Source organism: Wenyingzhuangia sp. IMCC45467 (genome assembly GCF_054111205.1).
In genome coordinates this window covers 2,152,867-2,177,855 of the sequence record NZ_CM134196.1, presented here as the reverse complement: position 1 = coordinate 2,177,855, position 24,989 = coordinate 2,152,867, and the positions used below count along the sequence as shown (strand labels likewise).

Below are 24,989 nucleotides of genomic sequence, written 5' to 3'. Positions count from 1 at the left end.
TAACACAAAATTTGAACTATATGTTTTTATTTATTGGAGGTCCAGAAGTTTTTATCATTTTGCTACTTGTAGTAATGCTTTTTGGTGCAGATAAAATTCCTGAAATAGCAAGAGGGTTGGCCAAAGGAATCAATCAGGTTAAAAATGCTACAAATGATATCAAAAGAGAAATCAATACTTCTGCTACAAAAAATGGGTTAGATTTAGATGTAACCAAAGATGTAAAAGATGCCGTTGATGATGTGAAATCTAGTATTGATGACTTTACAGGGCCTATAAAACGAATGAAGTAATGAGTTTTATAGATGCCGTTATTCATGCAGATGAACAATTGTTGATATATTTTAACCAATTTGGGAGTGAACCTTATGATGCTTTTTGGTTGGCAATTACCAAGCCTTTAAATTGGATTCCTCTTTTTCTTTTTTGGCTTTTTTTACTAATAAAAAACTTTACTTGGAGACAAGGATTATTTATGTTCTTGTTTATTTGTATTATGGCTGGTTTGTCTGATGTTTTGGTAAATATCATCAAGCATACTTTTGAAAGACCAAGACCTTGTTGGCAAGTTGGAGTCATGGAACAGATTAGGATCTTAAAATGTTCAAAAAGTTTTAGCTTTGTCTCAGGACACGCAACCACTTCTATGGCAGTAACTACTCTTGTATACTTATTGTTTAAGGATAAATTTAAATGGACAATTTTATTTTACATTTATCCATTACTTTTTGCTTATAGTAGAATATACATGGGGAAACATTATCCTGCTGATATTTTATGTGGATATACTTTAGGAGTTATAGAAGCTATTTTATATTTAAAACTAGCGAAATATTTAATGAATAAATGGTTTGATAAAAATCTATAACAAAACAAAACGGGAAGCTTTTAGCTTCCCGTTTTGTTTTGTTATAAGTTATTGACTACTAATATGGTTTATGAATATTTAGACCATCTAGCGTAGTTGGGATGTATTATTTCTTAGGAAAATAATTAATATTAGTTTCCACAGTAGCAAATTGTCTAAACATTTCCATCACACCACAATAAGTGTCCACAGATAAAGTAACTGCTTTTTCTATTTTCTTTTCGTTTAAATTATCTCCGTAAAAATTAAAGTTTACCCATACTTTGTGGTAGAATTTAGGATGTTCTTCTGTTAATTCTGCTTCCACATCAATATCAAAAGTATCTACATCAATACGCATTTTTTTTATTAAAGAGGCTACATCAATTCCAGAACAACCCGCTAAAGCAGATAACATTAATGCTTTTGGCCTTAACCCTTTTCCTTGTCCACCTACTTCTTCGGAACCATCAATAGGAATCATTCCTCCTGGTCCTTCAGATTCAAAATGTACCCCTTCTTTCCAATTTAAACTTATTTTTTGTGTTGCCATGTTTCTGTATTTTTATGAGGTCAAAAATAAGTAAAGTAATTGACGTATTGAAAAGTAGCATGAAAGCAGTTTAAAAGTTAAAAATAATTGCCAATCATCAATTGTTAATTGCTAGTTGTAACTCGTATATTTACAATATGAATCAACCTTTGGCAGAACGCATTCGTCCTAAAACATTAGAAGATTATATCAGTCAGCAACACCTTGTAGGAAAAACAGGAGTGTTAACCAATCATATCAATAAAGGTATAATACCCTCATTAATTTTATGGGGACCTCCAGGAATTGGAAAAACAACGTTGGCTAATATTATTGCAGAAACCTCTAAACGACCTTTTTTTACTTTAAGTGCGATTAATTCGGGAGTAAAAGATGTTAGAGAGGTAATAGATAAAGCCAAGCAAAGTGGAGGTTTGTTTACAACAAAAAATCCTATTTTGTTTATTGATGAGATTCATAGATTTAGTAAGTCTCAACAAGATTCTTTGTTAGCAGCTGTAGAAAAAGGTTGGGTAACGTTGATTGGAGCTACTACCGAAAATCCGAGTTTTGAAGTGATTCCGGCTTTGCTGTCTCGTTGCCAAGTTTATATTCTAAACCCGTTTGATAAGAGTGATATGGAGGCTTTGCTGCAAAGAGCCATGGAAAAAGATGAGGTAATTGCTAAAAAGAAGGTGGTTTTAAAAGAAATTGATGCCTTGTTACAAGTGTCTAGCGGTGATGCTAGAAAACTGCTAAATGTTTTTGAGTTGATAGTCGCTTCTGAGGAAGAAGGAGTTGAAATTACCAATGATTTGGTTTTAGAAAAAGTACAACGAAATGTAGTACGATATGACAAGACAGGAGAACAGCATTACGATATTGTTTCAGCGTTTATAAAATCCATCAGAGGGTCTGATCCTAACGGAGCGGTATATTGGCTGGCAAGGATGGTAGAAGGTGGAGAAGATGTAAAGTTTATTGCTCGTAGAATGTTAATATCGGCATCAGAAGATATTGGTAATGCGAACCCAACAGCTTTAATTATGGCAACCAATACATTTCAGGCAGTAACAACTATTGGGTATCCAGAAGCTAGAATTTTATTAAGTCAATGTGCTATTTATTTGGCAAATTCGGCAAAAAGTAACACAAGTTACGAGGCTATTAACAAAGCCATACAAGTTGTTAAACAAACAGGAGATTTACCCGTTCCTTTGCATTTAAGAAATGCCCCTACCAAACTAATGAAGGACATGAACTATGGTAAAGAATATAAATATGCTCATGCTTATCCAGGTAATTTTGTGGATCAAGAATTTTTACCAGAGGAGTTAAAAGGACTATCATTATACAGTCCTGGGGTAAATGCTCGTGAAAATGAATTTAGAAAAGTGATGAAAGATAGGTGGGGTGATAAATATGAAAAGAAGTAGGTAATGGAAACTAGTATAAAAGTTACTTACTTAACTTCTAGTCATTATGTAAATGATGATAGGATTTATTATCATATCAAAGAAACTTTAGAGACAAAAGGTTGTGAGGTTAGTGTTTGTTCGTCTTATGGAGTTACTGAAAACAAAATAAAGAACGGATATACTGTTAATGGTAGTAATCTATCAAAAAAAGATAAAATCAATTGGTTTTATCAGCAGTTAGTTTTGTTAAAACCAAAGGTTGTTATTTGTGCAGAGCCCTTGCCTATTATAGCAGCTAAAAAGTACAAGAAGGAATATTCTTGCAAAATTATTTACGATGTTACAGAATGGTATCCTTCAAAAAAGAATTTACAGGGTTTGTCTTTTGTAAGCAAAATTATAAAAGGATTGGTTTTGTTTTTTTTTAACATATATGCTTCCTGTTTTGTAGATGGTTTTATAGTTGGGGAATATTATAAGAAAAAATTATACGATGTTCTTTTTCCTTTAAAATCTAAAAAAATTATTTCGTATTATACCAAGAAAAAGTACGTAACACTAAAAGAAAAAACACTAACCAAAGGTGTTTTTAAAATTGGTTATACAGGTAAGTTTAGTCAAGAAAAAGGGTTGCATAGGGTTTTTAAAGTTGCTGATTTTTTAAGGAAAAATAATCCTAATATAGATATTGTACTAATCTTGATTGGAGAGGCATATTCTGAACATGATAAACTTTTTTTTAAAGAGCTGCTACAAAAATACCCGCTATTAAAAGTAGAGATTCATAATAAGGTGTCTTTTGATAGGTTTAGCAATGCAATTGTTGTGTTTGATGTTGCTTTGGATTTAAGAGATAATGATTTTGAAAATACTAGATGTTTACCTATCAAGGTTTTTCATTATAATGCATGTGGAATACCTGTGGTTTATAGCAGTCTAAAGGCTATTAAAAAGGGATATGTTCAAGCGGATTTTTGTAAGTTATTACTTCCTGATGATATTGATGAAATAGGTTTTTATCTTCAAAAATTTATAGATCAACCAGATTTTTACAAACAAACATCAAAAAAAGCAGTAAAAGAAATTGAAAAGGGTTATTTGTGGGAACATATAGAAGAAGATTTGTTTGGTTTTATTAAAAAAATAAAAGGGTGAAAATAAGTAAAAACATATTTCAAACCTTAGTTGTAAGAGGTGGTGTTGCGGTTATTAACATGGCTGTTGTTTTTTTAACATTAAATGTATTGGGGGCTGATGGAAGAGGTAAAATAAGTCTTTTTTTAACGGATATTATGTTAATTTCTATGGTTACAAGTGTACTTGCAAATAGCACGGTTTCATATCATGTGCCTAAAACCAATATTAAGCCTTTAGTGAAAACAGGATTATTGTGGGTTTTAATGATTTCATTAGCAATGGGAGTTGTTTTAAGCTTTTTACACAGGGAGTATTTACAAAAACATTTGTTTCCAATTTCATTGCTTACGGGGTTGATTACAATGAATCAAATGATTTTGATAGGGAAAGAAAAAATAAAAGAGTATAATATTGTTTTTGTTTTAGATCCTTTTTTAAGATTGTTGGTTCTTTTGGTTGGTTTTTATGCATTTAAAATAGAATCGTTAACGGTTTTTTTAACAGCTCTTTATATTGCATTGGGGTTGAGTTTAGTTGTTTCTACGATGTTTGTTTTTAAAATTGTTTATCACGATGTAAGAAAGATTGAAATAAAATCTAAAGAAGTTTTTAAATATGGAATGGGTACTGAGTTGAGTTCCTTTATTCAGTTTTTTAATTATAGGTTACTCTTTTACGTGGTTTTTTATCAATTAGGATCTGTAGAGCTTGGGTGGTTTTCTGTAGCTGTTTCTGTAGCAGAATCACTTTGGATTATTTCTAGAAGTATTACCGTTAATCAATATTCAAAAATTTTAAATACTACAGATAAATTAAAGCAAAGGATAATTACCAATAAAAGCGCAATTTTATCATTTGTAATGACTTTAGGGGCTGTTTTGTTGTTAGTAGTAGTACCAAAAGAATTTTTAAGTTTAATAATAAAAAAAGACCTTTCTAATATTCAGGAAATTATATGGATTCTTTGTCCTGGGGTTTTAATGATTGCGGTTTCTAATGTTTGGGGACATTATTTTTCAGGTAGAGGAAAATATCAAATAAATAACCTAAAGTCATTGGTTGGTTTTTTATTGATGATTACAGCTGCTTATTTTTTAACTCCTAAGTTTGGAATGATTGGAGTGGTTTCGGCAATGCTTTTAGGCTACTTGGGGTCTTCTCTAACTTTATTTGGGTTTTACTTGGCAGATAAAAAAAAGTAATTAAAACTTCTTAGCATACAAGTAATAAGTCTCCAACTCACTTCCAAAACTTTTAAAGAAAGAAGCAATTCCTGGGTGCATTGAACCTTCAAAGTCTAAAGTGTAATTTGTGTTTGAATAGGATTGTATAACAAAATTTAAAATAGCGGTATTTCCTTGTATTTTATTGCCTTCTTTATTGTTGGCTGAAAAAACATAGTAAATTCGATGTTTATCCTTAAAAAATAAGGAGCCAGAAACAAGATTATGGTTTTCGTTAGATACTCCAATAATCATTGGATTTAGTTTTTTTTCTAAAGCTAATTTTTTAAGTTTTAAATAATCAGATGAATTAATGTTTAGTTCTTCTTTATAATTTTCTTTAAAGATTGTAATCACATCATTAATAGATACGTTTTTTTCTATTTTAAATTCGGTTTTTAAGAATTTTTTTAACCTGTCCTTTCTATCTTTTCTGTAGTTTTTGTGGAGGTGTTGATAAGGTTGACTTAAAGCTAGTGTAAAGTTATTTTTGTTAGAAAACAAATTAGAATTACAGTGACTGTTTAGTTGAAGAGTTGTTTTTAAAAACTTTTTAGGAATGCTTTTAAGAAATTCATCAACCAATGTTGTGCTAAACTTTTGAGTAGAAAAAACACCTAATTGTTGAGTCCAACAAGGTGGATAAATATATTTAATATAATATTTACTTCTCCAAGGCAATGGCATAACTGCTTTGTAGTCGTCAAGTACCAATGCATCCCAATTGTCTGCCACAATATCCAAATAATAACTCAAGGCATAAATTCTTGAATTTACTGCGTTTTGAATACAGGCATTATATTTTATAATATCTAAATCTTTTCTTTTAAAATAACGAATCATGATTCCTTTACACACTTTAAAACATCTTCGTAAAAATTATCCCAGTATTTCCACTCCTCAAAATTTGACAAACAGTCGTTGTGAAAAATAGAAATTAAGGTTCCGTTAACTTGCTTTACCAAATTAGCAATATGATTAATTCTCATTAAAGCTTGTTTTGGACTTAATTGCATTTCAAAACGTAAAACAGTATCGTTAAAAGCATAAGGAAATACTTTTAGAGGGGTCTGAATCTCAAAATCTAAATCATAAAAATAAAAAGGAGTACAAGTACTGGCTTTAAATCCCATGTGTTTTGGATAGCCCATGGTGTAGTCTTCCTGAATATCTAAATCAATTAATTTATGATACGTATCGGGTAGTTTGTTTCTACCATAATGTTGTCTTGATAGTTTTGTGGGAGTGTTAATTATTTTTTCTAATCTATTTGTTTCCTTTATTAAACTATCTTCATCTTCCATGGTAAAATATGAGCTAAGCAACCCTACACGAGCATGATCGGCAATAGATTTTATAAGCAGGTGATATTTTCTTTTGGTATAAGCAATATTGTTGTCGTAGGTTGTGTAATTACTTAAAAGAAAAAAGAAAATGGTTTTAACGTTGTATTTTTTTTGGAGATAAATAATTTTATCAAATGTATCGTACGGATCAGTTTTAATAGTTAATAAGGTTGCAATTCTAACCCAAACAGCATATAATTTAATGGTAAATAAATCATGAAACCCTCCAATAATGGTTCTAATAATTCCTTTTCCTCTATATAAAAAAGTTTGATTAACGCTAAAGGTAGAAATGTACTTGTATTGGTTAGAAACATGTTCAAATTCAGGATATTGATCTTTTAGAGCTTTTAGTAATTTATAAGCCCAAACATCAATAATAGGTTTGTCTAAAAAATTGTGTTTAAAAGCAATACTTTCTTCGGCAGGAAAACAATCGTTTTCATCTAAAACACATGGTAAATATTCTTCGTACCTGCTTAATAAGTAAAAACTTGCAGCAAAAATATCAAAAGGAATGGTAGATTTTTTTCCTGTACCAAAAAAACAAGGAGTACTGTCCCATTGCGATACGTTAATTTCTATGTCATTAATTCCTTGTTCAAACAAAAGGCCATGACTTTGAATAAAAAATTCGCTTCCTAATGGCGATTTTCCATAACTCATTTTTAAGTCATCGTGAGCTACAAATTCTTCAATTTTTGAGGTGAATTTGATAGGGATATTAAGAATACGAACAAAAATATGCTTAAAAATATAACTTACTCTAGGAGTTGTTTTTTGTGTGTATATTAATAATTCGTCTGCCATAAGTTTATAAAATTCCCTCGTCTGCAAAGCTAAAATAAGCTTTTTGAGTGACTATTAAATGGTCTAATACTTTTATATCTAATGTGGCAGCAGCATTTTTAATTTTAGAGGTTAATTGTTTGTCTGCTAAACTAGGTTGTGTTTTTTCAGATGGGTGATTGTGTCCTAAAATCATGGCGGTAGACAATAGTTCTAAACTTTTTTTAAATACAATTCTTAAATCAACTAAAGTACCAGTCAATCCACCTTTGCTAATCAATTGCTTTTCTATTACTTTATTACTGTTGTTAAGGTGTAAAATCCAAAACTCTTCATGGGGAATGTCACCTATAATAGGCTGAAAAATTTCATAAGCATCTTTACTACAAGTAATTTTAGGAACAGATAAAGCTTCGGCCAAACGTCTTCGTTTTCCTACTTCCAAAGCAGTAACAATACTAATAGCTTTGGCCTCTCCAATACCATTAAATTTTTGTAATTCGTGTATACCTGCTTTTGCTAGTTGATTTAAGTTGTTGTTAAACCTATTTAATATTTTCTTTGATAATTCTACAGCTGAATCGGTTCTGTTTCCCGAACCAATTAAAATAGCAATTAACTCTGCATTAGATAAGGAGTTTACTCCTTTTAAAATTAATTTTTCTCTAGGCCTGTCTTCTTCATTCCACTCTTTAATCGTTAGCGATTTAGTACTGTTTTTCATAGCTTTATATTTATTAACAGATGCTAACTAAATATAATATATTTGTAGCAAACTATTCTAACCTATGAAAATCATTATTGCTGGTGCGGGCGAAATCGGCTACCATTTGGCTAAACTATTGTCAATGGAGTCACATGATATATATGTGATTGACCAGAACACACAAAGACTAAATCATTTAAACACCCATATTGATGTCTTTACTAAAAAAGGTGATGCAGCATCTATAGCTGTTTTAAAAGAGGTTGGAATTAGCGATGCTGATTTGTTGGTGGCAGTAACAGAGTCTCAAAATACTAATTTAACTATTGCAGGAATTGGTAAAACTTTAGGTGTTAAAAAGACCATTGCTAGAATATCTAACACAGAATATTTAACAACCAAAGAGATTAATTTTTCTGATGTAGGAATAGATTATATGATTTCTCCTGAAGAATTGGCTGCCAAAGAAATTGAGGTTTTAATTAAAGAGACAGCTTTTAATGATAAGTTTGAATTCGAAAAAGGAGAGCTGAGTGTTTTAGGTGCAAAATTAACATCTGAATCTGCCATTGTGGGTTTATCTGTACAAGAAATAAATTTAAAATATGCTTTCGATTTTGTAGTAATTGCAGTAAAAAGAGAGCATTCATCTAACATCGTTATTCCTAAAGGAGATACTGTTTTTGAAGCGAATGATCAAGTATATTTTTCTGTCCCTAGAGAAAGTTTAGATAAAATTCACTTATTGGTTGACGTTCAAAAAATAGGAATTAAAGATGTAATGATTATTGGTGGAGGTAGAATTGGTAGAAAGATGGCTCGTAGACTTTGCCACAAAAATCTTAGAGTAAAAGTTATTGAGCAAGATAGAGAAAAGTGTTTTGAACTATCTGATGAGTTAAAAAACACTTTAGTCATTAATGGTGACGGAAGAGATATTGAATTGTTAGAAGAAGAATCTTTAAATAACATGGATGCTTTTATAGCAGTAACAGGGAATTCTGAAACTAATATTATGACTAGTTTGGTTGCCAAATCTAGAGGGGTTAAAAAAACCATTGCTTTGGTAGAGAATATGAATTATATGGATATTTCTCAAACCATTGGTGTAGATACTTTAATTAATAAAAAAATACTAGCTGCAAGTGTTATTTTTAGACATGTTCGTAAAGGTAGAGTGTTGGCTTTAGCTAATTTACACAATGTAGAGGCTGAGGTGTTGGAGTTTTTTGTAAGAAGAAACACAAAGATTACTGAACGTAAAATAAAAGATTTAAACTTACCAGAAAATACAGTTTTAGGAGGGGTGGTAAGAGCAGGAAAAGCTCTAATGACTTTTGGAGATTTTATAATCCAACCAGGTGATAGGGCTTTGGTTTTTTGCTTACCAGATGCCATTCCACAAGTAGAAAAGTTTTTTAACAATTAAGGCATGAGAGGATTAAATTATAAAATCATTTTAAGTTTTTTAGGGTTGACCTCAATGATGAATGGTTTTTTTATGTTGCTTTCAGAGCCTTTTAGTTGGTATCATCATGAGCAGGCTAGTTACGGAATCCTATCGGCAGGGTTGTTAACCATCGCTTTGGGGTTTGTACTTTGGTTTTTTAATAGAAAAGCGAATAAAGATATTCAAAAAAGAGAAGGGTACTTAATTGTAACTTCTGGGTGGTTAATGTTAACTTTTACAGGAACATTACCTTATTTAATGACAGGAACAATTACTTCTTTTCCTGATGCTATTTTTGAAACCATTTCAGGTTATTCTACTACAGGTGCTTCTATTTTAACCGATATAGAAAGTGTGCCCAAAGGAGTGTTGTTTTGGAGAAGTGCTACACATTGGATTGGTGGAATGGGAATTATTGTACTAACCGTTGCTATTTTACCCTTGTTGGGAATTGGAGGAATGCAGCTTTTTGTTGCCGAAGCTCCTGGTCCTTCTACAGATAAACTTCATCCAAGAATAACGCAAACAGCAAAGCGTTTATGGTTGATATATTTTAGCTTAACAATGTCTGAATTTCTTTTGTTAAAAATTGCGGGAATGAGTTGGTTTGATGCAATCAATCATGCCATGGCAACATTGAGTACAGGAGGATTTTCAACTAAAAACGCCAGTATTGCTTATTGGAATCATAACCCTTTTATTCAGTACATTATAATTGGATTTATGTTTGTGTCAGGGGCTAATTTTGTATTGAGTTACTATGCTTTAAAAGGAAAAACACTAAAAATTTTTAAAAACGAAGAGTTTAGGTATTATTTTGTGTTAACACTTTTGGTAACAGTTACAATTACAGTATTAATTGTAGGTTTTCAAGATCCTACTTTGTTTACTAGTATTCAACATCCAATGATATGGGGAAGAGTAGAGAGTGCTTTTAGACATGCAGCTTTTCAAGTAGTAAGTGTTTTGACTACAACAGGATTTGTAACTGCTGATTACACCATGTGGAATTCTTTGGCTACTGCCTTGATTTTTTCTTTATTTTTTATTGGAGGGTCAGCAGGTTCTACTAGTGGTGGGGTTAAGGTGGTGAGACATGTAATTATGATTAAAAATTCCATTTTAGAATTAAAAAAACAATTGCATCCCAAAGCAATTATTTCGGTAAGATATAACGGCGATAGAGTTTCTAGAGTGATTATATTTAATATTCTATCTTTCTTTGTTATTTATATGTTGATTTTTATTCTAAGTACGGTTGTGTTAACACTTTTGGGATTAGATTTTAACTCTGCTATTGGAGCTGCTGCTTCTTGTTTAGGAAATATTGGGCCAGGATTAGGGAGACTAGGTCCTGTAGATAATTATGCCCATTTATCAGATATAGCTAAAGTATTTTGTTCTTTTTTAATGCTGATAGGTCGTTTAGAATTGTTTACAGTTTTAATTGTACTAACTCCTTATTTTTGGAAAAGTAATTAAGGTTGTTTTGTAATGGGAGTTAAAAGAAAATATAAATTTCAATTAATGTTATTACTTTTTACGGTAATAATGTCTTGTTTGTCATTTATTAATGAGATGAAGGGAGGCAAAGAGTTTTATCCTTTTTTTTACTGGAAATTATATACAAAACCTGCAGGGTGGGAATATACATATAAATATTATCGCTTGTATGGGGTTACTGAAGCATCTGATACCGTTAGAATTGAAAATAATGGATACCGTTTGTTTGATAAAGATGATTACTATTGTTTTCTTGTAAAGGAATCTCAAAGTATTTTAATAGGTGAACATCCTAAAAAGCACTATATAGATAGATTAGAAGCTTTTACAAACTCACTTGAGATTAATTATGATGAATATTTTATTGTAGAAGAAGAATTTAATCCTCTTGATTTGTATAAAAAAGATTATAAGAGTTTTACTAAAATTATATTTTCTACAAATGAAAAATAATGATGAAAATATACTGTGGGTATATAATTATGCTATTGCATATCGCTTATTAATTATTTTTACTGTTGGATGGCTTTGTTCTGTGGCTTATGATTATAGTATAATTAGTCAGCGACCAAATGTTTTGTATCAGCCAATTTGGGGGTTTCAAAAAATATTTATGCCTAAGTTGGCATCTGCATGGTTTTTTTATAGTGTTGTTATTGTTGTGTTTGCACTTTGTGTCTATAATTTTTTGTTTAAAAAAATTATATGTTCAATATTTATATTTTTTATGGTATTGTGGTTAAATGCTGTAAAATGGAATTATGGTACAGTTTCTCATGCTGGGCATATATTTGTTTTAACACATTTGTTTTCAATTATAATACCCAATTATTTTAACTTAGATAGAAAAATAACTATTTATGATGTCAATGTTGTAAAGATTTCCTTGTTAGGGGTTTTAGTTACCTATTCTATGGCTGGTTTTTGGAAGTTTGCATCTTTAATGTTTACTATTTATAAAGGAGAGTTAGATAAGGTTAGTTGGTTGCATGAAGATGCTGTGGAATTAAATGCGATTGTAGGTAAAATGGATTTAGGAAATTCTGTTTCAGAGTTTATGATGAAGCTTTATGGAATTCCTTATATATGGGAGGTAGCAACCGTTTTAGTGTTTTTAGTTCAATTAACAGCTGTGTTAGCTGTTTTTAATAGAAAATATGCTACTCTAGTAATGATTGTAATTATTTCTTTTCATTTATTTAATACTTTTTGCAACAATGTTATCTTTAGTATAGCACCGGTAGTTGTTTTAATATTATTGTTTCCTTATCATTTAGTATTTCATCTTAATTTTACTAAATTTAAAGCTAAAGTAGTTTAAGATGTTAGAGTATTTTTTCACTTGTCCTTATTGCTGGGAAAACATTAGTATGGTTTTAGAGTTTTCAATAAGTGAAACCTATATTCAAGATTGTGAAGTTTGTTGCAATCCTATAGAAATAAAAACTGAATGGAGTGGAGAAGAGCTTTTGATGTTTGAAGCAAAAGTTATTGGTCAATAAAAAAATCCCAAAAAATACATATAGTGTTTTTTGGGATTTTTTTATTATTGAGAAAGTTTCTTTATCCAAAACATTTAGTCATAACATCTTGCATAACAGAATATGATGTTGAAGCTCCTGGAGAAGCTCCTAGTAAAGCAGCTATAGATTTGTCTTTGGCAACAATAATTTCTGTTCCAAATTCAAGCTTTCCACTTCTTTTGTGTTTTTTAATAATTTGTACACGTTGTCCAGCAACCACAACTTTCCAATCTTCATCTTTAGCATCAGGATAGAACTCACGTAACATTTCCATTCTATCTTCAAATTTTAATTTTACTTGTTTAACCAAATATCCAACAAGAGGTAAGTTGTGATATCCAGCTCCCAACAGGCTCATAATATTATCAAATTCTACTGATTTTGGTAAGTCAAAGTGAGAACCGTGCTTTAAGAATTTAGTAGTGAAACCTGCATAAGGTCCAAATAATAATTCTTTTCTACCGTTAATCATTCTAGTGTCCATATGAGGAACAGACATTGGTGGAGCTCCTTTTTTTGCTTTACCATATACTTTAGCTTCATGTCTGTCAATAATTTCTGGGTTGGTACAGCGTAGCCATAGTCCACTAATAGGGAACCCTCCATATCCTCTAGCTTCTCTAATTCCAGATTTTTCTAATAATGATAATGCACCCCCACCAGCACCAATAAATACATAGTTAGATACAATTTTCCAATGTCTACCAACATTTTGCCCTTTAACACTTAATAGCCAACGTTTGTTGTCTGTTTTTTGTAGGTTAAGAACATTGCTGTCGTTAATTAATTCTACATTTGGTTGTTTAGATAGGTAGCGGAAAATTTGTTCAGCAATTTCTCCAAAGTTAACATCATAACCATCTTTCATGTAAGTGGCAGCAACATTAGATTTTTTGCTACGTCCTTCCATCATTAAGGGTAGCCATTCTTTTATTTGATCTCGGTCTTTAGAAAAAACCATATCTTTAAAGAATTCAGTTTCTTTTAAAACATTCCATCTTTTTTCTAAAAAATCAACATCTTTTTTTCCTTGAACAAAACTAATGTGAGGTACGGAGGAAATACATTTTTTAATATTTTGAATGTATCCTTTTTCTGCACAATCTTTCCAAAACTCTAAGGTGTCATAAAATTGTTTAGCTGTTTTTAAGGCTTTAGTAGGATCTATGGTTCCATTTTTTTCAGGTGTGTAGTTTAACTCACAATTACCTGCATGTCCTGTTCCTGCATTGTTCCAGGCTTCAGAACTTTCTTCTGCCATTTTAGGAAGTTTTTCAATAATGGTAATTTTTTTACCGGGAAACTTTTCGTAAAGTAATATAGCCAAAGTGGCACTCATAATTCCTCCACCAATCAATACAAAATCAGCATGTTTTATGGTTGTATTCTTAGACATTATGGAAATTTATTTGTTATTTTTTTGATCGCTACAAAGGTAATAGATTATAATAACATAAATGTGTAAGATTTTGCTTAAGATAGTGATATTTAGACAAGAATATAAAAATTAAACAACTGAGTATTTTTGTTAAAAAAATCCCAATTTATTAATTTTAAGTGAAGATTATAGTTAGAAGGAGTGTTTATTTGTGATCTGTTTAATTTCACATAACAAATAAGTTACTAGTTATGTTGCTTTGATTGTGTAAAAAAAAATGAGCTCGATAAAATTTCGAGCTCATTTAGTGTTATTTAAATTTCTAACAATCCGTTTGTTTTTCTAACGGCATCGGCAGAGGCTGCAAATTTTGTAGATTCTGCTTCATTTAAATCAATATCAACAATTTTTTCTATACCGTTAGCTCCTAATACACAAGGAACCCCTATGCAAATATCTGACTGGCCGTATTCTCCTTCTAAATATGCAGAACAAGGAAATATTTTTTTAGCATCAGTAGCAATGGCTTGTACCATGGCAGAGACAGCTGCACCAGGTGCATACCATGCAGAAGTTCCTAACATTTTTGTTAAGGTAGCTCCACCAACCATGGTAGCTTGGGCAACTTCTTCTAACCTTTCATTTGATAGAAATTGAGTTACCGGAATAGAGTTACGAGTAGCGTAACGAGTTAAAGGAATCATTCCTGTATCAGAATGTCCTCCAATAACCATTCCATCAACATCAGATAAAGGAGCTTCTAAAGCTTCGGCTAAACGATATTTAAAACGTCCAGAGTCTAAGGCTCCACCCATTCCAATAATTTTATTTTTAGGTAATCCTGTTGCTTTGTGAGCTAAATATGTCATAGTGTCCATAGGGTTAGATACTACAATAATAATAACGTTAGGTGAGTATTTAATTAGGCTTTCAGAAACTTGTTTTACAATTCCAGCATTAATACCAATTAACTCTTCTCTTGTCATTCCTGGTTTTCTTGGAATACCCGAAGTAATAACTGCAACATCAGATCCAGCGGATTTAGAATAATCATTTGTAGAGCCTATAATTTTAGTATCAAAACCGTTTAAAGAAGCTGTTTGCATTAAATCCATGGCTTTTCCCTCGGCAAAGTTTTCTTTAATGTCTACAATAACAACTTCTGATGCAAAATTTTTAATAGCGATGTATTCTGCGCATGATGCTCCAACGGCACCAGCTCCAACTACAGTTACTTTCATTTTATATTATTTTTAGTGTGATACAATTCTTTATGATTACCTAAAAATAAGGATTTGAATTGATTCATAGCATAATTTAAGTCATGAATAAATTAAAAATAACAAGAATGATGAACTTTAGCGTTTTTATGTTTTGTAATATGCTAGTTGTAGAATATTATACATTATAGCTCTTCAATTCTTTTTTTTATTTTTTCTTGGAACTTGGGCATTTCATTTTGCATCATTTTTTCCATTAGTTCTTTTGTAATTGTAGGTGTTAGTTCTAATAATTTAGATCCTGTTTCGCTTTTGTAAAAAGAGATCATGTAGTTAATGTCTTTTTCATTAAAGTATTTTGCGTAAATATCTACCATAGAACCATTAACAATATTACTTGTAAATATTTTAGATTCTTCTAGAACAATTCCGTTCACTTTTTCTAATTTTTGCTTTTCTTCTTCCGTTTTTAAATTAGATTTTATTTGTTGTTGCATCATAGGAATCATTTGATCCATCATTTGACTAATCATTTTGTCTGCTTGCATTACATTAATCAATTCTAAGACCTTTTCTTTAGGAGCTTGAGCATTGATTGTTAGTGTTACAAATAATAGGAATGTAAAAATCTTTTTCATGTTGCCTGGTTTTAATTAGAACTTTAAAAATAGTTAAATAAAATAAAAAAGCGCACTGTGTGATGACACAGTGCGCTTTTTAAATATTGTAGTTTTTATGATTATCTAAAGCTAAAAGCAACACCAGCATTAATAGCGTTATATTCTTGTAAAGTATAGCTTCCATAAATTTTAAAGAAAGCTAAGTTGATACTCATACCTGCTGTGGTCATAAAGCTGTTAACATCATTTTTAATATTTGGTAAGTCAGCTTCATCAATTTTTTGAGGTTCCCCAAGTGGTAAACCTGTATTTGGGTCTCTATATTGGAACTCATATTCACCGTTAACAACTAAACTAGATTTTCCTGTTGAGTATCCTAATCCAACAAAAAAGTTTACAATTTTTAAGTCAACAGAACCTAATAGTTGTCCAGTTAAACTGTTTACTTCCATGTCAATACTTTGGTTTTCTCCTGGAATGTATTCAGATGATAATTTAGTATATCCTCCAAAAACAGAAATATCAACCAATGGAATTCTTTTTGCAATAGGAAAGTATTGTAAAATATTGTGTTTTACACCAACACCAAACAAGTTTGTTTTAAAAGAGTCACTACCTACTTTAGGTAAAAATCTAAAAGTTACATCGGTTTTAAAAGGTAAACCTATTCCTGCTTGAATCATAGCAGCAGGAACTTGATCAAAACCAATTTCATCTCCAATTCCATTTAAGGCATCCATTTCAAACTCTGCTGTTTGTGGACCAAGAGGGGTGTCAACATCTTTGGATACAATTAGAACTTCATTAGAACTACCTCCAAAAGCTGTTGGTAATTCGGCCTGACTTGCTCCGCTTTCTAAACGAACATTATTATAGTCGTTAACATCAAAAGTGAATTTTTTTCTGTTACTAGGTACAGCAGAAAGTGTTGCGTTTAAAGTAACGTCAAACCCTAATAATCTATGAGGTTTTGCAGTTCTATACCAACCGCTATTTAAGTTGTAAATGGTTCCTTCAAAGGCAGGTTGCAAGTATGATTGCATTAAAGTTCCTGCATCTTCTCCAAGAACTAAAAATTGTTCAATTTCTTGGGCTTTAGCTGTAAACATTCCTGTTGACAAAGCTATTAGTAAAGCTATTTTTTTCATAAAGTTTTGTTTAAAATATGTTATATACGAATGTACAAAAAATACTAGTAACTGTTTTTGTACAACAAAGCAATAAAAAAAGGAGTTGAATACAACTTCAACTCCTTTAATTTTATGTTATGATTGTTTTTTGTTAAGCATCAATATTGGCATACTTTGCATTTTTTTCTATAAATTCTCTACGAGGTGGAACCTCATCTCCCATTAACATAGAAAAAACTCTATCAGCCTCTACTTCACTATCAATTGTTACCTTTCTTAAGGTTCTAAATTCAGGATTCATGGTAGTGTCCCATAATTGTTCTGCATTCATTTCTCCTAAACCTTTATAACGTTGAATAGTTGCCGATCCGCCAAAGTTTTTGTTAATAATATCACGTTGATCATCAGACCAAGCATATTCTTTTTTAGCTCCCTTTTTAACTAGGTATAACGGAGGAGTGGCAATATAAATATAACCTTGTTCAACCATTTCTCTCATGTATCTAAAAAAGAAAGTTAAAATTAAGGTAGCAATATGAGATCCATCTACATCGGCATCACACATAATTACTACTTTATGATAACGAACTTTAGACAAGTTTAAGGCCTTGCTGTCTTCTTCAGTTCCAATAGTAACACCTAGGGCTGTAAACATGTTTTTGATTTCTTCGTTTTCAAAAACTTTGTGTTGCATTGCTTTTTCTACGTTTAAGATTTTTCCTCTTAAAGGTAAAATAGCTTGGAATTCACGATCACGACCTTGCTTGGCTGTTCCCCCTGCAGAATCTCCCTCGACTAAGAAAATTTCGCATTTTTCGGGATCTGTTTCAGAACAGTCAGATAATTTACCAGGTAAACCACCAATAGACATTACTGTTTTACGTTGCACCATTTCACGAGCTTTGGTTGCTGCATGACGGGCTTGTGCTGCTAAAATTACTTTTTGTACAATGGTTTTTGCATCTTCAGGATTTTCTTCTAAGTAATCCGTTAACATTTCAGATACTGCTTGACTTACGGCAGCAGATACTTCACGGTTTCCTAGTTTTGTTTTGGTCTGTCCTTCAAATTGAGGTTCTTGAACTTTAACAGATACAATGGCTGTTAGTCCTTCACGAAAATCATCTCCAGCAATGTCAAATTTTAATTTTGATAACATTCCAGAAGCATCCGCATACTTTTTTAAAGTAGTGGTTAGTCCTCTACGAAATCCAGATAAATGAGTACCTCCTTCGTGAGTGTTAATGTTGTTAACGTATGAATGTAGGTTTTCTGAATAAGAAGTGTTGTAAACCATAGCCACTTCTACAGGAATGCCATTTTTTTCACCTTCCATGGCAATGACTCCAGCTGTTAATTGCTCACGAGTTCCATCTAAGTATCTTACAAATTCTGATAAACCTTCGGTAGAATGGAATTCTTCAGAAATAAAATTTCCTTCATCATCTTTATTTCGTTTATCTGTTAAGGTAACTGTAATTCCTTTGTTTAAGAAAGCAAGCTCACGCATACGAGCAGCTAAAGTGTCGTAATTGTATTCTGTAGTTTGTTGAAAAATAGATTTATCTGGAGTAAAAGTAACCATGGTTCCTGTTAAATCAGAATCTCCAACAGTTTTTACAGGGTACAAAGCTTTACCTCTTGCGTATTCTTGTTCCCAAACTTTTCCTTCTCTGTATACAGTTGCTTTTACATGGTCTGATAATGCATTTACACAAGAAACCCCTACACCATGTAGTCCTCCAGATACTTTATATGAGTCTTTATCAAATTTACCTCCAGCACCAATCTTAGTCATTACTACCTCTAGGGCAGAAACACCTTCTTTTTTATGCATTCCAACAGGAATACCACGACCATTATCTTCAACAGTTACAGAGTTGTCTTCATTAATAGCAACTTTAATAGTGTCACAGTGTCCTGCTAAAGCTTCATCAATAGAGTTGTCTACTACTTCATATACTAAGTGGTGTAAACCTCTAACACCTACATCACCAATATACATAGAAGGTCGCATACGTACATGCTCCATTCCTTCTAGGGCTTGAATACTATCGGCCGAATAGCCAGGTAATTTTTCTTCGCTCATATTTATATTATTAATTGTTTTTGATTTTTGGTTTCGATAATTGAATGTTTCAAATCGAATGCTACCAAATATAATAAATATGATAGACCTGTGCTTAAGTTGTGTAAAAAATGTTGTTTTGCTATGTAAATAAGAAAGTGTCTTAAAAGCTTTGTAAATGCCTTTATTTTTGATTTAATGTTTTTTAATGTTTTTTAAGATGTTCAAAAAATGAATAATTGTTTATATGGCATTTTAAATTTAAAAAAAACGTCAAAAAGTTAGATGTATGTTCCATTTTATAGCCTTTTACTTTTATTTAGTATACCTTCTTACTCCGCAAAAACTTTTGTAATTTCGCAAACTTGAAGTCTGAACATAAAACTAGTAGAAATGAGTAAAATAATGCCTGTAGACATTTTGTCTAGCATCAAAGGAGCAAAGTCTTCTGAGGCGGTGGATAAATTATTTGATGTAATTAAAAATGCTGAAATCAATTCAAATTCATCAAATCAAAACGGAAAGAATGCTGTGCCTATAGATGATTTACGTGCTGATGTTGTGGAAAATAGTTCAGAAATTACCAAACAAATCATTAAAGAAAATTTTCCAAAAGAGAAGGATGGGTATTTAGTGGTGTCTAAAGTAATAGAAGGGTAAAACGTAAAAAGACGTAAAGTAGAAAGACTTTTTCTTTTGACTTTTTACTCAAAATCTTTTTACCCAAAACGAATACAATGAGTTTGATAAAAAAAATACACAATCAGTTAGTAAACAAAGAAATTACTTGTACGGCTTTAGTGCAAGAAAAATTAGCGTTACTAAAAGAAAATAAATACAATTCTGTAAACACTGTTTTAGAAGACTTGGCTTTAGAAGCTGCTGCAAAAGTAGATGCTAAAATTGTTAAAGGAGAAGAAATAGGATTGTTAGAAGGAATTCCTTTTGGAATTAAAGATGTATACATGGTTCAAGGAACTTATACTTCTGCTAGCTCAGATTTGTTAAAAAATTACAAATCTGCCTATACTGCAACTGCTATTCAAAAATTGTTAGATGCTGGAGCCATTCCTATGGCTAAAGAAAATTGTGACAGTTTTGGTCACGGTTCTTCTTCTGAAAACACAGTGTTTGGAAGTGTTAAAAATGCTATCAATCAAGAATTGGTAGCAGGAGGTTCTTCTGGAGGTTCTGCTGTTAACGTGGCTGCAGATTATACAGTTTTTTCAATTGGTGGAGATACAGGAGGTTCTATCCGTCAGCCTGCAGGATATAATAAAATTTATGGATTAAAACCTACCTACGGACGTGTGTCTCGTTATGGTTTAATGGCTTATGCATCGTCTACCGATACAGTTGGACCTTTGGCAAAATCTATAGAAGATGTTGCTATTGTAATGAATGTGATGAGTGGTAAAGATCCAAAAGATCAAACAACCATTATATCTGAAGAAATTAATGCTGAGGTAATTGCATCAAAACCAGAAGGAATTAAAATAGGATATTTTAAGAACTTTATTGAGAATGATGCCATCGACCCAAAAGTAAAAGCTGACTTTTTAGCAACGATTGAAAAAATAAAATCAGCAGGATACGAGATTCAAGAATTGGACTTTTTCAATGCAGATACATTGGTTTCTACTTACTATACCTTAGCGATGGCAGAAACAGCATCGAACTTATCTAGGTTAGATGGGACTAACTATGGAAATAGAATTGAGGATAAAAACTTGAAAGAAACTTACATGGTTACTCGTTCTGAAAATTTTACTGAGGAAACAAAACGTAGAATTGTAGGGGGAAATCAAGTGTTATCTCAAGGCTTTTCTGATGCTATTTATTTAAAAGGTCAGGAATTAAGAAAAGAAATAGAGGCTGCTTTTGAAGCTGATTTTAACAAGGTAGATATTATTTTATCACCCGTAACTCCTGGTCCTGTACCTAAAATTGGAGAAGTATTAAGCAACCCGCATGCGATGTATTTGTCAGATGCTTATACGGTTGGGTTCAGTTTAGGACAGTTACCAACATTGACTTGCCCATTTGGAACAGAAACAGGAATTCAGGTTACAGGAGCAAAAAATAAAGAACAAACAATTTTACAGTTTGCTAACTTTTTAAACCAAATGCAATAATGGAATTAGAAAGATTAAATTCTCTAATAGAAGAAAACGGAATAGAATTAGTAATTGGTTTAGAAACACATGTACGTTTAAATACAAAATCTAAGTTGTTTTGTGGTTGTGCCAACGAAGAAAGTGAGCAAGCAAACGTAAATATTTGTCCTGTATGTACAGGTCAAATGGGAGTGTTACCAGCCATCAACAAAGAAGCTGTTACTAAGGCTATATATTTTGGTAAAGCGATTAATTCTACATTTTCTAACGAAATAACTTCCTGGGATCGTAAACATTACGAATATCCTGATAACCCAAAAAACATTCAGATTACACAGTTTCACAATCCAATCATTCCAGATGGAGAAGTAGCTTGTTATCGTAATGATGGTTCTCAGTTTACGGTACAAATAGAGCAAGTACATGTAGAAGAAGATGCTGCTAAATTGGTACACGAGAAAACCATTTCTTTGGTAGATTTTAACAAAGCGGGAGTTCCGTTAATTGAAATTGTAACCAAACCTTGTATTAGAAATATAGAAGATGCTTCTACTTATGCACAATATGTTCAACGTATTGTTCAAAATTTAGGAGTTTCAGAAGCGAACTTAGAAAAAGGACAATTTAAATCAGATGTTTCTGTATCGTTAAGAATCAAAGGAACAGATGTGTTAAACCCTCGTACCGAAATTAAAAACTTAAACTCATTTAAGTTTATGGTAGAGGCTTTAAAAGAAGAAATAGAAAAACAATTAAATTACTTTTTAGAAAATAAAGAATTTAGACCAGATCAAACTACGGTTTTATGGGATGAAGCTTTAAAGCAAACTAAGGTAATGCGTAAGAAAGAATACGATGCAGATTATCGTTATATTTCTGAACCAGATTTACCTTTTGTAGCTATTAAGAATGTAGTAGAAGGAATTACTGTAGATCCAAAAGTATTGCCTTATTACGTAGAATCTAAGTTAATTGAAGGAAAAGTAAAACCTCAAGATGCTAAGTTTTTTACCGCAGATGCTTTACGTTCTAAAACAGTAATGTCTTTAATTGATGCGATTGGTGATGTTGCTTTTGTAGCCAAAACATTAACCAATAACATCAAAGCAGAGGATTACGATAAGATTGAAAATATAGATGATTTAATTTCTATTTTTAAATCTTTTAAGGATGGAAAAGTAACCAACGTATTAGTTCAAAAAGCGATTGAAGAATTGTTGGTAAACCCTAAATTTGATTATAAAAAATACTTTGCTGATAATACCATTTCTGAAGAACAAATTCAAGAAGCAGTAAATGCTGCTATATCAGAAAACGAAGCGATTGCAAATGACATCAAAGGAGGAAATCAAGGAAAAGCAGGAGTTTTAGTTGGTAAAGTAATTGCTAAAATAGGTAAAGGAGCTCCTGGGAATGTAGTTCGTGAAATGATTTTGGATACCCTGTCGGGTAGTATAAAGTCTCAAGTACAAAGTACAGAGCAAGGGGCTAGTAATGAAAAACTGAATACTGAGGACTCAGTACTAAGTACAAAAGAGGTGTTGCCTGAGATTCCTTTAGTAATAAAAGAAGAGTATAGAACACATGTTATTACAGATATCACCGAAGAAACTATTGATACTACAGTAGGTTTGGCAGGATGGGTATCTAGTGTGCGTGATCATGGAGAATTGATTTTTATTGATTTACGTGATTCTTCTTACGAAATCATTCAAGTTCGTTTAAGTAGAGAATCTTTCCCTAACTTAGATGAGTTGGTAAAGTTAAAGCCAGAGTCTGTCATTACTGTTACAGGAAAAATAGTGCAGCGTAGTGAGAGTGATTACAATGCTGGATTAAGAACAGGAAAAGTTGAATTAGAAGCTTTGGATTTAGATATTTTGAACTTATCTAGGACTTTACCTTTTGAAATTAAAAAAGCTACCAGAACTAACGAATCAACACGTTTTAAATATAAATTCTTAGATCATAGAAATCAAGAAGTTCGTAAAGCGGTCATCAACCGTCATAAAGTAATTAAATTACTTCGTGATATGTTAGATGAGCAAGAGTTTTTAGAAGTAGAGACTCCTATTTTAACTGCTGGGACTGATGAAGGAGCAAGAGAATTTATTGTGCCTTCTCGTAAAGAGCCAGGAGCGTTTTATACTTTGCCACAAGCTCCACAACAATTCAAACAAATGTTGATGGTAGGTGGTTTTGAAAAATATTTTCAAATTGCTCGTTGTTTCCGTGATGAGGACTCTCGTGGAGATCGTCAACCAGAATTTACACAATTAGATATTGAAATGGCTTATGCATCTATGCAGCAAATCATTGATTTAAACACCAATATGTTCAATACTATTGTAAAGAAAATCTATGGAAACAAATGGATTTTACATCCTTTTGAAGTGATTACTTACAAAGATGCTATGGACAAGTATGGTTGTGATAGACCAGATTTACGTTTTGGATTGCAAATGCAAGATATTACAGAAATTGTAAAAGGAACTACTTTCCAAGTATTCTCTAAGCCAATTGATGAGGGTGGAATTGTAAAATGTATCAAGGTTTCTGCAGAAGAGCAAGGAGGAAAACGTATGTCTAAAGGACAAATAGAAAAATTAACGGCTACTGCTCAGCAACATGGTTTAGGAGGGTTGGCATATATTATTGTAAATGAAAACGACTTACAATCTCCTATTATTAAGTTTTTAGGAGAAGAAATTGCTCAAAATATCATACTAAAGTGTGGGGCACAGGTAGGAGATATTGTTTATTTTTCGGCAGCGGATTATGCTACAGCTAACAAAGCTTTAGATGCGGTTCGTCAAGAATTAGGAGCGATGTTAAAATTAATCAATCCTAAAGAGCTAAGACCAGCATGGGTAGTTGATTTCCCTATGTTTGAGAAAACAGATGAAGGACGTTGGACATTTACCCATAACCCATTTTCTATGCCTGCTATCTATGATTTAGATAAACATATGAATGGTAAAGAAGATGAAATAGGTACTATTATTGCGCAGCAATATGATTTAATCTTAAATGGTTATGAAATAGGTGGAGGATCTGTACGTGCTCATAAGCCAGAAATTTTAGAAGCAACCTATAAGAATATGGGTTACAATAAAGAAGAAATGTTAAAGAGCGTTGGTACGATGTATGAAGCTTTCCATTACGGTGCACCACCACATGGAGGAATTGCATGGGGAGTAGATAGGTTGATGATGATTTTAGAGAAAAAAGCCTCTATTAGAGAGGTGATGGCTTTCCCTAAAACAGGAAGTTCTGAGGACTTGTTGTTTAAATCACCATCTAAGCTTTCTACTAAAAAAGTAGAAGAAATGAATGTTAGAGTTATTACAAAAAAATAAGAAGTGTTAACACAGGTTGTGTTATTTCACAGGTTTGTAATTATAGTGTTTTATAAAAAAGGATAATGTGTATCTTTGCGGAATGAAGAAGTTTTTTGCTAAAATAAGAAAGAAAAAAATGTTGTCATTTGATGAACAAGGAGTTTCTATGTCTATATCAAATGGAGAAAAGGTTGTTGTAAAATGGGCCAATATTAATAAAGTTGTATTGTTAGATACTTTTGAAGAATATAGTGGTTACTTTTTAACAGACGATTACCTTTCTAAATCAATATATAATGATATATGTATAGAGTGTAGTCAAAATATTGTTAAAATACGTACAGGAGGATCTCCAACAGTTAAGAAAAATACCTCAGATCCTTTTTCTAGAAATTTTGGAACAACAAGTATATATTATCCAGTTTTTATTGAATATATAGATGAATTTGGTAATAAAAATTTATTTGCAACACATTATAATAATGGTAAAAAAGATGAGGTTGTAAAACAATTTGAAGCCTTTTTGCCTAAAGATAAAATTCGTCAGAAAAAGAAAATAGAAGGATTTACTCCTTTGTCTGAATATTAATCAAAAGCATCACAATTGTGATGCTTTTTTTATGTGTAATATTATAAAACCA

23 protein-coding genes are annotated in these 24,989 nt (G+C 31.7%); 14 read left to right on the top strand and 9 right to left on the bottom strand.

Going from position 1 to position 24,989, the window contains the following annotated elements:
- The first annotated feature begins 20 nt into the window (after positions 1-20).
- A complete protein-coding gene (locus ACXGQT_RS09360) occupies positions 21-293 on the top strand; it encodes a Sec-independent protein translocase subunit TatA/TatB (protein ID WP_302885103.1) in 273 nt (90 codons plus the stop codon).
- Positions 293-868 (top strand): phosphatase PAP2 family protein, encoded by a 576-nt coding sequence (locus tag ACXGQT_RS09355; RefSeq protein WP_457828333.1) that lies wholly within the window; start codon positions 293-295, stop codon positions 866-868. The genes ACXGQT_RS09360 and ACXGQT_RS09355 overlap by 1 nt, the downstream gene beginning before the upstream one ends.
- 106 nt (positions 869-974) lie before the next feature.
- On the opposite strand, the gene ACXGQT_RS09350 is transcribed toward ACXGQT_RS09355, so the two are convergent.
- Entirely contained in the window at positions 975-1,400 is a 426-nt protein-coding gene (locus tag ACXGQT_RS09350) for an OsmC family protein (RefSeq protein ID WP_457828332.1), read from the bottom strand.
- A gap of 137 nt (positions 1,401-1,537) precedes the next feature.
- Between ACXGQT_RS09350 and ACXGQT_RS09345 the strand changes: the two genes are divergently transcribed.
- From ACXGQT_RS09345 to ACXGQT_RS09335, 3 genes are read left to right on the top strand one after another with little or no spacing between them, the layout of a single operon-like run.
- A complete protein-coding gene (locus tag ACXGQT_RS09345) occupies positions 1,538-2,815 on the top strand; it encodes a replication-associated recombination protein A (RefSeq protein WP_457828331.1) in 1,278 nt (425 codons plus the stop codon).
- Positions 2,816-2,818: 3 nt separating this feature from the next.
- Positions 2,819-3,952: a glycosyltransferase gene (locus tag ACXGQT_RS09340; protein ID WP_457828330.1), complete on the top strand. Its 1,134-nt coding sequence runs from the start codon at positions 2,819-2,821 to the stop codon at positions 3,950-3,952.
- Entirely contained in the window at positions 3,949-5,136 is a 1,188-nt protein-coding gene (locus tag ACXGQT_RS09335) for a lipopolysaccharide biosynthesis protein (RefSeq protein ID WP_457828329.1), read from the top strand. The genes ACXGQT_RS09340 and ACXGQT_RS09335 overlap by 4 nt, the downstream gene beginning before the upstream one ends.
- Here the strand turns inward: ACXGQT_RS09335 and ACXGQT_RS09330 are convergent, their stop codons facing one another.
- The 3 genes from ACXGQT_RS09330 to radC are packed head-to-tail and all read right to left on the bottom strand — an operon-like array spanning position 5,137 to position 8,016.
- A complete protein-coding gene (locus tag ACXGQT_RS09330) occupies positions 5,137-6,000 on the bottom strand; it encodes a hypothetical protein (protein WP_457828328.1) in 864 nt (287 codons plus the stop codon).
- Positions 5,997-7,313: a polysaccharide deacetylase family protein gene (locus tag ACXGQT_RS09325; protein ID WP_457828327.1), complete on the bottom strand. Its 1,317-nt coding sequence runs from the start codon at positions 7,311-7,313 to the stop codon at positions 5,997-5,999. Before ACXGQT_RS09325 ends, ACXGQT_RS09330 begins: the two co-directional genes overlap by 4 nt.
- A 4-nt stretch (positions 7,314-7,317) precedes the next feature.
- Positions 7,318-8,016: a RadC family protein gene (gene radC, locus ACXGQT_RS09320; protein WP_457828326.1), complete on the bottom strand. Its 699-nt coding sequence runs from the start codon at positions 8,014-8,016 to the stop codon at positions 7,318-7,320.
- 64 nt (positions 8,017-8,080) lie between these two features.
- Between radC and trkA the strand changes: the two genes are divergently transcribed.
- Genes trkA through ACXGQT_RS09295 form a run of 5 tightly spaced genes read left to right on the top strand, consistent with a single transcriptional unit; the run spans position 8,081 to position 12,453 of the window.
- Positions 8,081-9,427, top strand: a complete 1,347-nt coding sequence (gene trkA / locus ACXGQT_RS09315; protein WP_457828325.1) for a Trk system potassium transporter TrkA — start codon at positions 8,081-8,083, stop codon at positions 9,425-9,427.
- Positions 9,428-9,430: 3 nt separating this feature from the next.
- Complete coding sequence (locus ACXGQT_RS09310) at positions 9,431-10,930, top strand: TrkH family potassium uptake protein (RefSeq protein ID WP_457828324.1); 1,500 nt, start codon at positions 9,431-9,433, stop codon at positions 10,928-10,930.
- Positions 10,931-10,975: 45 nt separating this feature from the next.
- The gene (locus tag ACXGQT_RS09305) at positions 10,976-11,404 is read left to right on the top strand and encodes a hypothetical protein (protein WP_457828323.1); all 429 of its coding nucleotides are present in this window, start codon (positions 10,976-10,978) and stop codon (positions 11,402-11,404) included.
- The gene (locus ACXGQT_RS09300; RefSeq protein ID WP_457828322.1) at positions 11,394-12,272 is read left to right on the top strand and encodes a hypothetical protein; all 879 of its coding nucleotides are present in this window, start codon (positions 11,394-11,396) and stop codon (positions 12,270-12,272) included. The genes ACXGQT_RS09305 and ACXGQT_RS09300 overlap by 11 nt, the downstream gene beginning before the upstream one ends.
- Position 12,273: 1 nt before the next feature.
- Positions 12,274-12,453, top strand: a complete 180-nt coding sequence (locus ACXGQT_RS09295) for a CPXCG motif-containing cysteine-rich protein (RefSeq protein ID WP_457828321.1) — start codon at positions 12,274-12,276, stop codon at positions 12,451-12,453.
- Between the two features lie 61 nt (positions 12,454-12,514).
- Here ACXGQT_RS09295 and mqo read toward each other — a convergent pair whose 3' ends face one another.
- From mqo to gyrB, 5 genes are all read right to left on the bottom strand, one after another.
- The gene (gene mqo, locus ACXGQT_RS09290) at positions 12,515-13,870 is read right to left on the bottom strand and encodes a malate dehydrogenase (quinone) (protein ID WP_457828320.1); all 1,356 of its coding nucleotides are present in this window, start codon (positions 13,868-13,870) and stop codon (positions 12,515-12,517) included.
- 296 nt (positions 13,871-14,166) lie between these two features.
- Entirely contained in the window at positions 14,167-15,093 is a 927-nt protein-coding gene (locus ACXGQT_RS09285; protein WP_457828319.1) for a malate dehydrogenase, read from the bottom strand.
- 164 nt (positions 15,094-15,257) lie between these two features.
- Positions 15,258-15,710: a DUF2059 domain-containing protein gene (locus ACXGQT_RS09280; RefSeq protein ID WP_457828318.1), complete on the bottom strand. Its 453-nt coding sequence runs from the start codon at positions 15,708-15,710 to the stop codon at positions 15,258-15,260.
- Between the two features lie 101 nt (positions 15,711-15,811).
- Entirely contained in the window at positions 15,812-16,840 is a 1,029-nt protein-coding gene (locus tag ACXGQT_RS09275) for a DUF6588 family protein (protein WP_457828317.1), read from the bottom strand.
- Positions 16,841-16,973: 133 nt separating this feature from the next.
- Positions 16,974-18,911, bottom strand: coding sequence for a DNA topoisomerase (ATP-hydrolyzing) subunit B (gyrB, locus tag ACXGQT_RS09270; protein WP_457828316.1), 1,938 nt, complete (start codon positions 18,909-18,911; stop codon positions 16,974-16,976).
- A gap of 372 nt (positions 18,912-19,283) precedes the next feature.
- On the opposite strand from gyrB, the gene ACXGQT_RS09265 reads away from it, so the two are divergent.
- The 4 genes from ACXGQT_RS09265 to ACXGQT_RS09250 all read left to right on the top strand — a co-directional run bounded on the left by ACXGQT_RS09265 (position 19,284) and on the right by ACXGQT_RS09250 (position 24,937).
- On the top strand, positions 19,284-19,550 hold the full coding sequence (locus ACXGQT_RS09265; protein ID WP_457828315.1) for a hypothetical protein: 267 nt from the start codon (positions 19,284-19,286) through the stop codon (positions 19,548-19,550).
- Positions 19,551-19,627: 77 nt separating this feature from the next.
- Positions 19,628-21,025 carry an amidase gene (locus ACXGQT_RS09260; protein ID WP_457828314.1) on the top strand — a complete coding sequence of 466 codons (1,398 nt, stop codon included), beginning with the start codon at positions 19,628-19,630 and terminating at the stop codon, positions 21,023-21,025.
- Entirely contained in the window at positions 21,025-24,366 is a 3,342-nt protein-coding gene (gene gatB/aspS / locus ACXGQT_RS09255; RefSeq protein ID WP_457828313.1) for a bifunctional amidotransferase subunit GatB/aspartate--tRNA ligase AspS, read from the top strand. The genes ACXGQT_RS09260 and gatB/aspS overlap by 1 nt, the downstream gene beginning before the upstream one ends.
- 82 nt (positions 24,367-24,448) lie before the next feature.
- A complete protein-coding gene (locus ACXGQT_RS09250) occupies positions 24,449-24,937 on the top strand; it encodes a hypothetical protein (RefSeq protein ID WP_457828312.1) in 489 nt (162 codons plus the stop codon).
- Positions 24,938-24,989 lie beyond the last annotated feature (52 nt).